This is a genomic window from Mycetocola tolaasinivorans (genome assembly GCF_003667565.1).
Taxonomy (GTDB): domain Bacteria; phylum Actinomycetota; class Actinomycetes; order Actinomycetales; family Microbacteriaceae; genus Mycetocola; species Mycetocola tolaasinivorans.
The window spans coordinates 246,172-260,406 of the sequence record NZ_RCUX01000003.1; the positions used below are offsets into that span (position 1 = coordinate 246,172).

The 14,235-nt window shown below is 65.4% G+C and carries 9 protein-coding genes; 6 read left to right on the top strand and 3 right to left on the bottom strand.

What is annotated here, in order from left to right; all coding sequences use genetic code 11:
- Window positions 1–99: 99 nt before the first annotated feature.
- Window positions 100–2,781, bottom strand: a complete 2,682-nt coding sequence (locus D9V32_RS04825; protein WP_121647764.1) for a DNA gyrase/topoisomerase IV subunit A — start codon at window positions 2,779–2,781, stop codon at window positions 100–102.
- Between the two features lie 89 nt (window positions 2,782–2,870).
- Between D9V32_RS04825 and D9V32_RS04830 the strand changes: the two genes are divergently transcribed.
- The 6 genes from D9V32_RS04830 to D9V32_RS04855 all read left to right on the top strand — a co-directional run bounded on the left by D9V32_RS04830 (window position 2,871) and on the right by D9V32_RS04855 (window position 10,111).
- Window positions 2,871–4,043, top strand: a complete 1,173-nt coding sequence (locus D9V32_RS04830; RefSeq protein WP_245982059.1) for an alkaline phosphatase family protein — start codon at window positions 2,871–2,873, stop codon at window positions 4,041–4,043.
- Window positions 4,044–4,262: 219 nt separating this feature from the next.
- On the top strand, window positions 4,263–5,537 hold the full coding sequence (locus D9V32_RS04835) for an ABC transporter substrate-binding protein (protein WP_121647889.1): 1,275 nt from the start codon (window positions 4,263–4,265) through the stop codon (window positions 5,535–5,537).
- Between the two features lie 80 nt (window positions 5,538–5,617).
- Complete coding sequence (locus D9V32_RS04840) at window positions 5,618–6,691, top strand: carbohydrate ABC transporter permease (protein ID WP_425461998.1); 1,074 nt, start codon at window positions 5,618–5,620, stop codon at window positions 6,689–6,691.
- Window positions 6,688–7,578: a carbohydrate ABC transporter permease gene (locus tag D9V32_RS04845; RefSeq protein ID WP_121647767.1), complete on the top strand. Its 891-nt coding sequence runs from the start codon at window positions 6,688–6,690 to the stop codon at window positions 7,576–7,578. Before D9V32_RS04840 ends, D9V32_RS04845 begins: the two co-directional genes overlap by 4 nt.
- A 24-nt stretch (window positions 7,579–7,602) precedes the next feature.
- A complete protein-coding gene (locus D9V32_RS04850; protein WP_121647768.1) occupies window positions 7,603–9,084 on the top strand; it encodes a GH1 family beta-glucosidase in 1,482 nt (493 codons plus the stop codon).
- A 13-nt stretch (window positions 9,085–9,097) separates the two neighbouring features.
- Window positions 9,098–10,111 carry a LacI family DNA-binding transcriptional regulator gene (locus tag D9V32_RS04855; RefSeq protein ID WP_121647769.1) on the top strand — a complete coding sequence of 338 codons (1,014 nt, stop codon included), beginning with the start codon at window positions 9,098–9,100 and terminating at the stop codon, window positions 10,109–10,111.
- A gap of 96 nt (window positions 10,112–10,207) precedes the next feature.
- Here D9V32_RS04855 and D9V32_RS04860 read toward each other — a convergent pair whose 3' ends face one another.
- Window positions 10,208–12,778, bottom strand: coding sequence for a PT domain-containing protein (locus D9V32_RS04860; RefSeq protein ID WP_183086180.1), 2,571 nt, complete (start codon window positions 12,776–12,778; stop codon window positions 10,208–10,210).
- A 233-nt stretch (window positions 12,779–13,011) separates the two neighbouring features.
- The gene (sepH, locus tag D9V32_RS04865; protein ID WP_121647770.1) at window positions 13,012–14,223 is read right to left on the bottom strand and encodes a septation protein SepH; all 1,212 of its coding nucleotides are present in this window, start codon (window positions 14,221–14,223) and stop codon (window positions 13,012–13,014) included.
- Window positions 14,224–14,235 lie beyond the last annotated feature (12 nt).

The following is a 14,235-nucleotide window of genomic DNA, read 5'->3' on the forward strand; positions in this document are numbered from 1 at the left end:
AGGCCGCCACCCACTCGGCTGAAACCAGTCCCGGCAAAAGGCCCCGCTTCCCAGAAGGGAATCGGGGCCTTTCGCTACCCGGTGCGCGTCGGTAACGCGCTACTCGATATCGAGGTCCAGATCCAGGGCCACGGACTCCACGGTTTCCACCGCGAGCACACCGTCATCATCGAGGCCCAGCGGCTTCGCTGGAGCCTTCGAGGCACGCGCCGGGATGCGAATCACGTCGGAATCCTCGAAAACCGGTGCGCCGGCGGGTCCGTCCTGCGGACCAGAATCCGTACCGGGAGCCTCAGCGGCGGCACCCGAACCGGAATCCGGCTGGATGGCCCGACCCAGATAGGTGACCACCTGCTCCAGCGCGGCGCCGGAGGCATCGCGACGCCCCACCGGCTCGGGCAGCGGACGAGCCGACCCCTCGCTCGACAGTGCCCGTACCGGGCCGGGGCCCACCCACGCACGCTCGAGGTGAGACTCGCCCTTCAGGAAGGCATGGGCGCGCACACCACCGGTGGCGCGGCCCTTCGCGGGGAAGTCGGCAAACGTCGAGGTCTTCGCGCGGCCGGGGTCGGTGCCCGGAATCGTGCCCTCGGCCACCGAGATCGTGGTGACCATGATCTCCTCGGCGTGCGGCGCCGCGCCAAAGAACAGCACCCGTGCATTACCCACGAGCGCAACACCGGCCATACCTCCGGCGGGTGCACCCTGCGGGCGAACGGACGAGGCCACAAAGTGCAGCAGCTTGGCATCCGAGGTCACGAAGATCAGTTCGTCGTCCTCGGCGGCCTGGGTCACACCCACAACCTCATCGCCGGGCTTCAGCGCGACAACCTCAAACTCCGGCTTGTTCGGCCAGGCGTTTGCGGTGACCCGCTTGACCACGCCGAGCGCGGTACCCAGGGCGACGGGGCGCTCACTGCCCAGATCCACGAGCGCGAGCACGCGCTCCTTCTTGTTCGTGAGCCCGATGTAGTCGGAGATCTTCACACCCGCGGTGAGGTGGATCGAGGCCGACGGCACGGCCGGCAGATCGATGGGGGAGAAACGGATCAGACGACCGAGGTTCGTGACCGCACCGATTTCGGTGCGGCTCGTGGTCTCGAGCACCGACATGATGGCATCGTGCTTGGCGCGGCGCGGCGGCGCGGTGATGGTGGTGTCCTCGCCCGCCGGGCGATCCACGCGCAGGGCACGGCCGGTGGCGCTCAGGAAGATCGTGCAGGCAACATCGGCCACCTCGAGAACCACGCCGGCCTTCTTACGCGAGTTACCCGCAATGCTCGGGGCGGCCTCGGTGAGCATCGTGCGCCGCGGCGTACCGAACTTATCGGAGACCGCCTCAAGCTCCTTCGAAACCTGGGTGCGGATGCGACGGGTGCTGCCCAGCAGCTTCTCCAGCTCGGCGATCTGCGCACGCAGCTCATCGCGCTCGGTCTCAAGCTCCATGCGGGAGAACCGCGTGAGGCGGCGCAGACGCAGCTCAAGGATGTACTCGGCCTGGATCTTCGAGAGGTCAAAGACCTCCTGCAGCTTCTTGCGCGCGATCTCGGAGTCATCACTGGCGCGAATAACCTGAATGACCTCGTCGATGTCGAGGATCGCGACGAGCAGACCCTCCACCAGGTGCAGGCGTTCCTTACGGCGCGCGAGGCGGTACTTCGACCGACGGGTGACCACCTGAATGCGGTGATCAACGTAGACCTGCAGCAGCTCGCGCAGCCCGAGGGTGCGCGGGCCACCGTTAACCAGGGCCACGTTGTTGATGCTGAAGCCATCCTCCAGCGGGGTGAACCGGTAGAGCTGCTCGAGCACGGCCTCGGGGCTGAACCCGGTCTTGATACCGATGACCAGACGCAGTCCGTTGGTGCGGTCGGTGAGGTCGGTGACGTCCGAAATGCCCGAGAGCTTCTTATTGTTGACGCCGTCCTTGATCTTCTCGATCACGCGCTCGGGGCCCACCAGATAGGGGAGCTCCGTGACGACGATGCCCTTCTTGCGCGGCGTGAGGTTCTCGATACTCACGCGAGCGCGGGTCTTAAAGGCGCCGCGTCCGGTGGCGTAGGCATCCTTGATACCGGCGAGACCCACGATGGTGCCGCCGGTGGGGAGGTCCGGACCGGGCACGTACGCCATCAGGTCCTCGAGGGTGGCCTTTGGGTTTTCCAGCAGGTGACGGGCGGCACCCACCACCTCGATCAGGTTGTGCGGGGCCATGTTGGTAGCCATACCCACGGCGATACCGCTACCGCCATTGACCAGCAGGTTCGGGTACGCGGCGGGCAGGACATCCGGCTGCATGAGCGCGCCATCGTAGTTGGGAATGAAGTCCACGACGTCTTCGTCGAGGTTCTCGGTCATTGCCAGGGCGGTGGCGTCGAGGCGCGCCTCGGTGTAACGCGGTGCCGCGGGGCCGTCATCCAGGGAGCCGAAGTTCCCGTGGCCGTCGATCAGGGGCAGCCGCATGGTGAACGGCTGCGCCAGGCGCACCAGGGCGTCGTAGATGGGGGCGTCACCGTGCGGGTGCAGCTTTCCCATCACCTCGCCCACCACGCGGGCAGACTTCACGTGGTTGCGATCCGGACGCAGGCCCATATCTGCCATTTGGTACAGGATGCGGCGCTGCACCGGCTTCAGACCGTCCCGTGCGTCCGGCAGGGCGCGCGAGTAGATCACCGAGTAGGCATACTCGAGGAAGGAGCCCTCCATTTCCTCGGTGACGTCAACGTCGAGGATGCGTTCGGCGGGAGCGGGGCTGGCCGCAGAGGTGTCTTTTCGGGTCATTCCTGAGTTTCGGATGGCCGCGCGGAAGGGTGGCGCGAGGGCGGACGGGGTATCGGGTGAATCGTACCGGATATGGCAGACTTATCCCGATGGTCTCAATGTTACCGACACGCACCGACGATTCCCGCAGCCAAGCCGATATCCTGCCGAATCTGCTCGCTTCTCTGCGCCCAGAAACGGCCCTGCAGACCCCCCGGACACTCCCGGGAATCCCCCTGCGCCCGGTGGAGTCCACGATCCTGATTGTGGTCGACGGCCTCGGCGCCCAGCAGCTGCGTGCGGCCAAGCCCTACGCCCGTTTTCTCACGGCGATGAAGTTCCCGACGCTGCAGTCGGTGTTTCCGAGCACCACGGCCGCGGGGCTCACCGCGATCACCACCGGCGCCTGGCCCGGTCAGCACGGTCTCGTGGGCTACGAGATGCGCGATATTGAGCGGGGCCGCATCGTCAACGGGCTCACCGGGTGGGACGATCACATGCAACCCGAGATCTGGCAGCGGGTCGAGCCGCTGTTTGAACGTGCGCGCCGCGAGGGTCTGCACCCCGCGGCCGTGGGGACCGGCCGCTATGCCGAGAGCGGCATGACCCGGGCCATCCTTCGCGGCGCCACATACGTGCCCGCCGATCGGATTGCCGAACGCTTCGACCGGGCCGCGAGCCTGGCCGCGACCCCCGGGGCTCTCGTGTACCTGTACGTCCCCGAGCTGGATCAGATCGCGCACCGCTACGGTGTGGCCCACGATCGCTGGCTCGCCGCCCTCGAGGATCTCGATACCGAGGTGCGAAAGCTGCATGGCCGCGTGGGCCCGAAGGTCGGCATCGCGCTGACCGCGGATCACGGGATCGTGGACGTTCCCGAGCACGCCCACATCCTGTTCGATCGCGACCCGGAGCTCATCGCGGGCATTGGGCTGATCGGCGGGGAACCGCGCATGCGACACCTGTACTTCACCGAGGATGCCGGCGCCGAGCGCCGGGCCGCGACCGTCGCCCGCTGGCGCGAAACCGAGGGGGAGCGCTCCTGGGTACTCACCCGCGACGAGGCCATCGAGGCCGGCCTGTTTGGCCCGGTTGATCCGGAGGTGGAACCGCGGATCGGTGACGTTCTGGTGGCCGCACGCAAGCGCATTGCCTACTACGACTCGCGCCCCTCGGATCAGAGTTCTCGCGGCATGGTGGGCCAGCACGGCTCGCTCACCGAGGACGAGGTGCTGGTGCCCTGGATCACCCTCGGTGCCTGGGCACCACCCGGTCGCGGCTAGCCCTCACCCGCGCACCACCGCACCGCTGACCGCATCTGGTTCAGCGGTGTTCGCCACGCCGTAAAACCCCCGCAATTTCGCGGCACACTGACGTTCTCCGCGAAAAACTTGACGCGCATGGGAGCGTTCCCATAGTGTGGCGAGCATTGATTGGGAGCGCTCCCACGCGCACCAATCCGAGCGGAACCTCGCTCACCCCACCAACACAAAGGAGTGATTGTGAACATCAGTGCTTTCCGAAAGGGCGCGAGTGCGGTAGCCCTCGCCTCGGCAGCGGCGCTCGTCCTGGCGGGCTGCTCAGGCTCGGACAACAACGCGGGCGGCGGTGACGGAGAGGTGACCCTGACCGTTGCCACCTTCAATGATTTCGGCTACACCGAGGCGCTGCTGAAGGAGTACAGCGCCGCGCACCCGAACGTCAAGGTTGTGCACAACCGCGCGGCAACCAGCAATGACGCGCGTGCCAACTACTTCCAAAAGCTCGGCAAGTCCGGCCTCGCGGACATCGAGGCGATCGAGGTCGACTGGCTGCCCGAGGTGATGAAGTACTCGGACATGCTGGCCCCGGTACCGGAGAAGCTGCACGACCGCTGGCTCGGGTGGAAGGTCGACGCCGCAACCGATGCAAACAAGAACCTCATCGGCTACGGCACCGACATCGGCCCCGAGGCCATCTGCTACCGCAGCGATCTGTTCGCCGCCGCCGGCCTGCCCACCGACCGGGCCGAGGTTACCGCGCTGCTCACCGGCGGCTGGGACAAGTACTTCGAAATCGGCAACGAGTACAGCACCAGGACCGGTAAGGCATTCTTCGACTCCGCGGGCGGCACCTACCAGGGCATGATCAACCAGGTCGAGGCGGCCTATGAGAACCCGAAGAACGGCGACGTGATCGCCACCGATAACGCCGACGTCAAGAAGATCTACGACGAGGTCCTGGCCGCGAGCAAGACACAGTCGGCCAAGCTCGGCCAGTGGTCGGACGACTGGAACGCCGGACTCGCAGACGGTGCCTTCGCGACCATGCTCTGCCCGGGATGGATGCTCGGAGTAATCGAGGGTAACGCGAAGAACGTCACCGGCTGGGACATCGCAAACGTGTTCCCCGGTGGCGGCGGAAACTGGGGTGGCTCGTACCTGACCGTCCCCGCCAAGGGCAAGAACGTCGCCGCCGCTCAGGAACTCGCCGATTGGCTGACCGCTCCGGAGCAGCAGATCAAGGCCTTCGGCAACTCGGGGAACTTCCCGAGCCAGAACGAGGCGCTGACCGATGCGACCCTCCTGGAGGCCACCAACGCGTACTTCAACAACGCCCCGATCGGGTCGATCTTCTCCGAGCGTGCCAAGGCGGTCTCGGTCTCCCCGTTCAAGGGCGAGAAGTACTTCCAGATCAATGACGCCATGCAGAAGGCACTGACCCGGGTCGAGGAGGGCACGCAGGACGCCGACACCTCCTGGAAGCAGTGGGTCTCCGAGGTCAAGGCCCTCAAGTAGCGCGGATGCGGGGTGGGGTGCGTGTAGCCACGCACCCCACCCCGCAGCGTTCGCGTCTACCCATCCCCAGGCCTAGGAGCATCGTGTCCTCTACTACTACCGCGCCACACGGCGCCCAATCCCGCCGCCGCGGCACCCGTCGCGTCGGTTTTGGCGGGGCATTCTCGCGCTGGGATCTCAAGCTTTCCCCCTATCTCTACATCTCGCCGTTTTTCATCCTGTTTGCCGTTGTCGGCCTCTTCCCGATCGCGTTCACCGGGGTCATCTCCTTCATGGAGTGGGATCTCGTGCGTAACTCCGGCGAGTTCATCGGGTTCGAACAGTACGCCTACGTGCTCAGCCAGCCGAAGTTCTGGATCGCGCTGCGCAACACCTTCAGCATCTTCCTGCTCTCGAGCGTGCCGCAGCTCATCGTTGCGGTATTCATCGCGTCGCTCCTGGACAAAAACATTCGCGCCAAGACCTTCTGGCGGATGGGCGTCCTGGTGCCCTACGTGATGGCTCCGGTGGCCGTCGCCCTGATCTTCAGCAACATGTTTGGTGACCGCTACGGCATCATCAACACCCTGATTCAGACCATCGGCCTCGAGCCGATTCCCTGGCACTCAAACGCCTTCTTCAGCCACATTGCGATCGCCACGATGGTGAACTTCCGCTGGACCGGATACAACATTCTGATCCTGCTCGCCGCCATGCAGGCCGTGTCTCGCGACTACTACGAAGCAGCCACCGTGGACGGTGCCGGCCCGATCCGGCAGTTCTTCTCGATCACGCTGCCGAGCCTCAAGCCGACGCTGATCTTCGTGATCATCACGTCCACCATCGGTGGCCTACAGATCTTTGATGAGCCACGCATGTACGACCAGTTCGGCACCGGCGGTGCCAATAATCAGTGGCTCACGATTTCGCTCTACCTCTACAACATCGGGTGGGGGGAGTGGAACTTCGGCCGCGCCGCCGCGCTCGCGTGGATCCTGTTCATCATCATTTTGCTCATCGGTGTCATCAACCTGTTTGTGACCCGCAGCCTGGTGCGAGACGAGGGTGGACACCGCCCGCCCACTCGCCGCGAACGCCGCATCATCGCGCGTGATCTCGCCGCCTCGACCGCCCCTCGGGCGTCTCAGCCCACCGATTCGGAGGTCAAGCGATGACCGCATCACCCGTAGTGTCCGCCGGTTCCGGCACCCCCGTACGCTCGCCCCGTCGACGACGGGCGGTGCGCGGATCCCGCCCGGGCTGGATCGTGTACGGCGTACTCGGCGCCATGATCGCCGGCAGCCTCTTCCCGTTCTGGTGGTCGTTCCTGATCGGCTCCGGGGACGCGCAGAGCGTTCGTAACCCCTCCTGGATCCCCGGCGGCAACTTCATCGACAACGCACTCACCGTGATCAACGATCCCGCGGTGAACTTCTGGAAGGCGCTGTGGAACTCGTTCTACAGCTCGGCGCTGATCGCACTCTCGGTCGTGTTCTTCTCCACCCTGGCCGGCTGGGCCTTCGCGAAGCTCCGCTTCCGCGGGGGCAACATTCTGCTGATCTTCGTGATCGGCACCATGGCGGTACCCACCCAGCTCGGCGTCGTGCCGCTGTACATCCTGTTCAGCGACCTGGGCTGGACGGGATCGATCGGGGCGATCATCGTTCCCGCGCTCACCAGCGCGTTCGGGGTGTTCTGGATGACCCAGTATCTTCGTCAGGCCGTGCCCGACGAGCTCCTCGAAGCCGCGCGGGTGGATGGCGCGAGCTCGTTCCGAACGTTCCTCACCGTGGGCCTGCCGGCCGCTCGCCCAGCTGCGGCAATGCTGGCGCTGTTCACATTCATCTCCGCCTGGAACAACTTCTTCTGGCCGTTCATCGTGCTGGACCGTCAAAACCCGACCCTTCCGGTAGCCCTGTCGCTGCTACAGTCGAATCACTTTGTGGACTATTCGATCGTGCTCGCCGGCGTGCTGCTCTCGACCATTCCGCTGCTGATCCTGTTTGTCTTTACGGGCAAGCAGCTGGTGAGTGGCATCATGGCCGGCGCGGTCAAGGGTTAGTCCCTTCTCGAGAAAGAAAACACCATGTCAACTCCACGTTCATTCCCCGAAAACTTCGTGTTTGGGGCGGCCACTGCCGCCTTCCAGATCGAGGGTGCGGCCTTCGAGGACGGGCGCACCGCATCCATCTGGGACGCCTTTGCTCGGGTTCCCGGGGCGGTCATCAATGCCGATAACGGCGATGTGGCCTGCGATCACTATCACCGGTATCGCGAGGACGTGGCGTTGATGCGGGAGCTTGGCCTCGAGTCGTACCGGTTCTCGACCTCGTGGTCGCGGGTGCGCCCCGACGCGGGTTCTGTGAACCCCGCGGGGCTCGATTTCTACAGCAGGCTGACCGATGAGCTGCTGGAGGCGAACATTCTGCCCTGGCTGACCCTGTATCACTGGGATATGCCGCAGGCGCTGCAGGAACGGGGAGGGTGGACCTCGCGCGAGTCGGTGGATCGCTTCACCGAGTACGCCCTCTCCGTTCACGATGTCCTGGGTGACCGGGTTAACGTGTGGGCGACCCTGAATGAACCCTGGTGCTCATCCTTCCTCAGCCACATTGCGGGAGCGCACGCGCCCGGACATCAGGACGTGGGCGAGGGCCTTCTGGCCGCGCACCACCTCCTGCTGGCACACGGCCAGGTGGTGCGCGAGCTGCGCGCCCGGGACGAATCCCTGAACCTCGGTATTACGCTCAATCTGACCGTGGCCGACCCGGTGGATTCCTCCTCAGTGGCCGACCGGAATGCCGCACGTAAGCTGGATGGACAGTTCAACCGCTGGTTCCTGGATCCGCTGTTCCGCGGGGCCTATCCGGCCGACATTATCGAGGACATCCGCGCCGAGGAGCCGACGGCCTTTGCCCGCCTCGAGGCGGCGATCCACGACGGAGACCTCGAGACGATCGCCGCCCCGATCGACACCCTCGGTGTGAACTACTACCAGGGTGAGTACGTGGCGGGCACCGCTCCGGCGGTGCCGCCGATCGAGCTGGAGGCCCCCACCGAGCGTGCCATCCGCGCCCCCTGGCCGGCACCGGCCGACATCCACCCGTATGAGCGCGGTCTGGCACGAACCGGGCAGGGGTGGGAGGTGCAGCCCGAGGGACTGACCCGCGTGCTGAACCGTGTCTGGGCCGATTACGCACGTGAGGCGGGAACCGCGCTCTTCGTTACCGAAAACGGTGCCGCCTACGACGATGAGGTTTCGGTCGAAGACGGCGTAACCCGCGTGCACGACGTGGAGCGCAGCGCGTTTCTGCGCTCGCACCTGGGCGCCGTGCTCGACGCCGCCGACGCGGGAGTGGATGTGCGGGGATACTTCTACTGGTCGCTGATGGACAACTACGAGTGGGCGTGGGGATACCACAAGCGCTTCGGAATCGTGCGGGTCGACTACGACACTCAGGAACGCGTGTTGAAGGACAGCGCATTGGAGTATCGTCGTATCATTCGCAACCGCACCCTGGCGGTTCCGAGGTACACCGGCGTCCCGCTGTACCTTCCCACGCACTGATCTAGGAGGCACCGTGGTGGGCCCCGCACAATCACCGGTCACGCTCGAAGCGGTTGCCGCCCTCTCCGGAGTCTCGCGCTCCACCGTCTCCCGGGTGATCAACGGGTCCACCGCGGTCAGTCCGGCCACCCTGGAGGCGGTGGAGAGTGCCATCGCGCAGCTCTCCTATGTGCCCAATCAGGCGGCACGCAGCCTCGTACGCCGGCAAACCCGGGCCATCGCGCTGGTGGTTCCCGAGGACACCAGCCGCTTCTTCGGGGATCCCTTCTTCGCCACGGTGGTCTCCGGCGTGCACCACAAACTCACCGAGGCCGGCTATGTGCTCAACATCTTCATCGCCTCGGACACCGCCGGCGATCGCACCACCGCCTATCTGCGTGGCGGAAACGTCGATGGCGCAATCATCATTTCTCACCACTCGGGCGATGAGTTCGTGAATCGCATCGCCGATTCGCTTCCCGTGGTTTTCGGCGGGCGCCCCAATCGCACCCACGACACCAGCGAAGATTACTTTGTCGACATCGACAACACCGAGGGCGGCCGGATGGCCACCCGCTACCTGATCGGGCGCGGGGCCACACGCATCGCCGCAATCTCGGGGCCGCAGGACATGCCCGCGGGGCGAGATCGTCTCACCGGCTACCGTCAGGAGCTCACCGCCGCGGGGCTGCCGGAGAGCCTGGTTGAGGAGGGTGACTTCTCGGAGCGCGGCGGCGAACTCGCGATGGAGCGTCTCCTGGCGCGTGGAGAGTTTGACGCCCTCTTTGTCGCGAGCGATCTCATGGCACGCGGTGCCCTGAGGGCGCTCAGCCGAGCGGGAATCCGGGTGCCCGAGGACGTCCCACTGGTGGGCTTCGATGACTCCTCAGTGGCCACCCAGGTGAGCCCCACCCTCACGACGGTGCGTCAGCCCTCGGCGCTGCAGGGCGAGATGATTGCGCAGCGTCTCCTCGAGATTCTGGCCGGGGAGTCACCCGAGAAGGGCACGGTCGTTCCGGCCGAGCTGGTCATCCGGGAATCGGCCTAGTACACGCGCCAGCACAGCCGGGGTGGAATCTGATTCCACCCCGGCTGTGGTGTTACCGCGGCTGGACTGATGCCGCGAATGTGTAGCTACACGGCGTTAGCTGCGCAGTGCACGTGCGCGCCGTGCGGCACCCACCGCGAGCCCGGCGGCCAGCAGCATCAGGGCGGCCAGCAGCGCCGGAACGCCGTTGGACCCGGTGCCGGGGAGTTCACCATCGGGATCGTCGGTCGCGATCACCGTCGGCGAGCCCGAGGGCGAGTCCGTGGGACCGGTGGTGCCCGAGGTCGGCTCGACGGTCGGCTCGGTAGTGCCCGAGGTGGGCTCTACCGTCGGCTCCGAAGTACCCGAGGTCGGCTCCGTCGTGGGCGTCCCACCATCGGTGGGGACACTGTTTGACGGGGTCGGAGTCGGGCTCGTGGGGACGCTCGACGAGGGGGAGGGCGAAGACGTCGGCAGCTCGCCACCGTCGTCGGTCGGGACTCGGACCAGGCCGGACCAGCTCACCACGTCCGAGACATTGCCCGAACCATCCACGGCACGGATCTCGACCGAGTGGGAACCGTTGCCCAGGACGATCGGTCCCTGGGCGGTCAGCCACTCCGTCTCCCCGGCTGCCCGTGCGGTGTCGTTCAGGAACCGGTACTGCACGGTCGGTGCCGGGAGGAAGTCGTCGGTCGCCGTCACGGTGAGGGTGACCTTCGACGTGTAGAAACCGTCCGGGCCCGGGCGGGAGGGGTTGGCGCTCACGCTGAGGCGCGGTGCGGTGGTGTCCGCCGGCGGGTAGGACACGATCTGCGCGGTCTGGAATCCGGGTCCCGCCTTGACGATGCTGCCCTGGTCGTTGATGACGTGGTTGATTCCGCCGGTTCCGTTGAGGTACACCGAGGTCAGCGATTCAAAGCGCACGTTTGGATTGCGCGGTGCCTCGATGCTGCTCTCGGCGAAGATCTCGTTTCCGTTGTTGCGGGTGTCATCGAAGAACGAGTAGACGCCGAGACCCTGGGCGAGGTGCGAGGTGACCGAATCGGCCACGCGGTAGGACGAGAAGCCCTTACGATCGCCGTCCATGTAGTCCGCCTGGGTGGGCGGGTCATAGGGGAGTTCGCTCTGGTAGAAGATCGTCCGGCCGTTGTTGCCGTTCCAGATCACCTGGTTCTTGCCGTAGTGCTCCACGAACAGACCGGTCGCGGTCACGTTGTCACCGTTCACGATGACGCCGTGGTCGCCCACGTTTGTGTGCCAGTCAACGCCGTCACCGTGGTCGGCACGCCAGGCCCAGATGTGGTCCAGCAGGGTGTTGGGGGAGTTCACCTCGATCGACGTGGTGGCGTTGCCCGCCCACGGTCCACCCACGCGGATGAACACGTCCGAGAGGGTGGTGGGGTTCGCGGCATCGGCCGCGGTGGCGTCGCGCGGGCCCACCTGCACGAGAACATCGGAGTTCTTGGTGTGGGCGTCCACGGTGATACCCGCGAGCTTCACTCCGGCAACGTCGCCGATCTCGATTGCTGCGGTACCGTCGCGCGGAACCAGCGAGGCATATCCGAGCCCGAGCACGACGGTGTTTGCGCGGGTGACCTTCAGCGGTGCGTCGAGAAAGTACACCTCGGGGGTGAGCAGCAGGTTCTTGCCGGCGGCGAGGGCCGAGTTGATCGATGCCGCCGTGTCGCCCTTCTTGGCGATGTAGAAGGTGTCGATGTTCAGCGAGTCACCGGCATCGGCACCCACCGACCAGTTCACGCCGGTGGTGTTGGTGTGAGCCTTGGGGACGAACACGCGGTACTCGTCGCCATCGAGGTACAGGAATGGAATCTCACGAGAGATCGGGGTCTTGTCGATCGTGGTGTCGACGCCGACGCCTGCGCCCTTGGGCGTTCCAAAGTTGGTTGCGGGCGCGTTGGTCACGCCCGACATCACGTTGTTCCAGACGCCACCATCCCACGCGCCCACGCTGGAGTTGCGGGTGAACCACTGCTGCTGAGAGCCGGTAAATACCGTGCCATCAATCTTGCTGTCGGCGAGATACCCACCACTGGCATACTCTCCAAAACGGCCGAATACCGTGAGGTCACCCTCAACGTGTATCCGGCGCAGTGGTGCGGCCTGCGATACCGCGAAACGCATGCTTCCGGGGTCGGTAACCCCTGCGGGGAATGGCCGCGTGATGTCTTCGCCCACTGGCTCCTGAATCGGGTTGAACGACAGGTTGCTCATCGAACGCCAAAAGCGTGTGAGCGATCCGGGCTGCTGGCAGTCCCACGGGCTGCCCGGGCAGGTGACGACGGGCTCCACGTGAATGGCCCCGTTGATGCGGACATCATCGGGTGAGGCGCCAAGACCTGACACGGACTGGTAGTACCCCAGATCGGAATTGATGATGTCTCTTGGTCCCGGGTCGCCAGCGCTGCCGTACGTGCCCGGGGCGAAGAAGAACTGATGGCGTTTGAGGCTGAACTCGTCCTCGTGAGATGCCGCCTGAAGCGCGGCGTTGATGTCTTCGGTACTCCAATTCTCGTCAAAAATCGTGACGTTGGGTCCGAAATCCGGCGATGCAGCCTGGGCCGGGGGAGCCGCAAGGATTGTTCCTGCGGCGGCAAGCGCGATGATGGCGGTAGTTGCGGTGGCCGGGTGGCCGCCGGAAAAACGGCGCAACAATCGTCGGCTCATGTGTTCTCCTTTGAACGTTTTCACGGGGGTGAAACATCGACATCGGCGTCGATTCCCGTACGCTACCGATTTACTTACTTACCTGTCAACAAGTAAATTTTTGTGACCCGTGAATGGGGGAGCACGCAAAAAACCCGTCCCGTGCGGCGGCACGGGACGGGCTGTGTGTTTGGGATCGGAGCCCTTGAGGATTCCTCGGTACTAGTTTTCCTCGGTGCTAGTTTTCCTCGGTGCTAGTCTTCCTCGGTGCGGGCACCGAAGACGATCTCATCCCAGGAGGGCATCGCCTTTCGTCCGCGACGGTTGCGGATGGCCCCGGTGGAGTTATCCGCGTGTGCGCTCTCGGTCTCGGCCGGGGTGAAGGCACGAGTGTCCTCGGGGTCCGCTACCGGACGCACGGGGGAGAGGTGGGCTTCGGGGGAGTCCTGAACCGGGACCTCGCCGGTCAGGGTTTCGAAGTTTTCCAGCGGCACATCGACCGGGCGCAGACCAAAGCCGGTGTCCGCGTCTTCCGCGGGCTCTACCCGACGCTGATCCTGCTCGAGTCGAGACTCGCGTTCGGCGCGGTTCTCGCGCTCACCGCGACGCTTGCGCAGTGCCTGCAGGAGATCGGCGGTGTGCTGGTTGCCCTCATCGCCGCGATCCTCCGCGCGGTTGATGGCGGCATCCGCTGCGGCGTTGACACCGCGCCGGGAAGACTCCACCGCGTGCGCGGGTTCGTTTCGACGGGAAAGGGTTGGGAGAGAGCTCTCAGGGGCCGTTTCCGGGGACGTCTGTGGCGCCGCCGGCGCGATAACTCCGGTCTCGAACGCATCGGTGCTGAAGCGGGCTTCGCTCGGATCAGCCGAGGGCTCAACCGCACGCAGGCGGGGAATCAGGGGTGCGGCAATATCGCCCTGCTTGGACAGGGTCACGGCCTCGCTGTTGTGCGGGCTCAGCACGTGTCGCTTGGGATCAAAACTCCAGCGAGCATCGTGCTCGACCCGCTGTGCGGTGAAGGAGAGCTTCACGATCCAGCCCTCCTCGGCGTCCTTCCAGCTGGTCCAGCGCTCGCCCTCGGCCTCGAGGGACTCCAGCCGGGCGCGAATGGCCGTACCGAAGTTGGCCTCGCCCTCCTCGGTACCGGGGACGGAGGCGGCTACCACGGGCACGCTCAGGGCCGCGGCAACCATGTGTTCGCGCTCAGCGAGAATCGGACCTTCAAATCGGCGGACGTACTCCGCATCGGCGCCGGTGAGCTCGGCAATTTCCTCCGCGGAGAGCCCGGCTCGAATGTGTGCCTGCACCTCGCGGGGGCGAATCTTTGGTGTGGCGGCGAGCGGGGCCTTCATGCGGCGAAGCTGAGATTGCAGCTCCTCGTCGATCTCCAGGCGGTAACGATCTCCGTTTTCCGTCGCGGCGATGAGGACGCCATCCTCGATGCCAACTACCTTCAAATCCTGCATGTGCACTGCCTC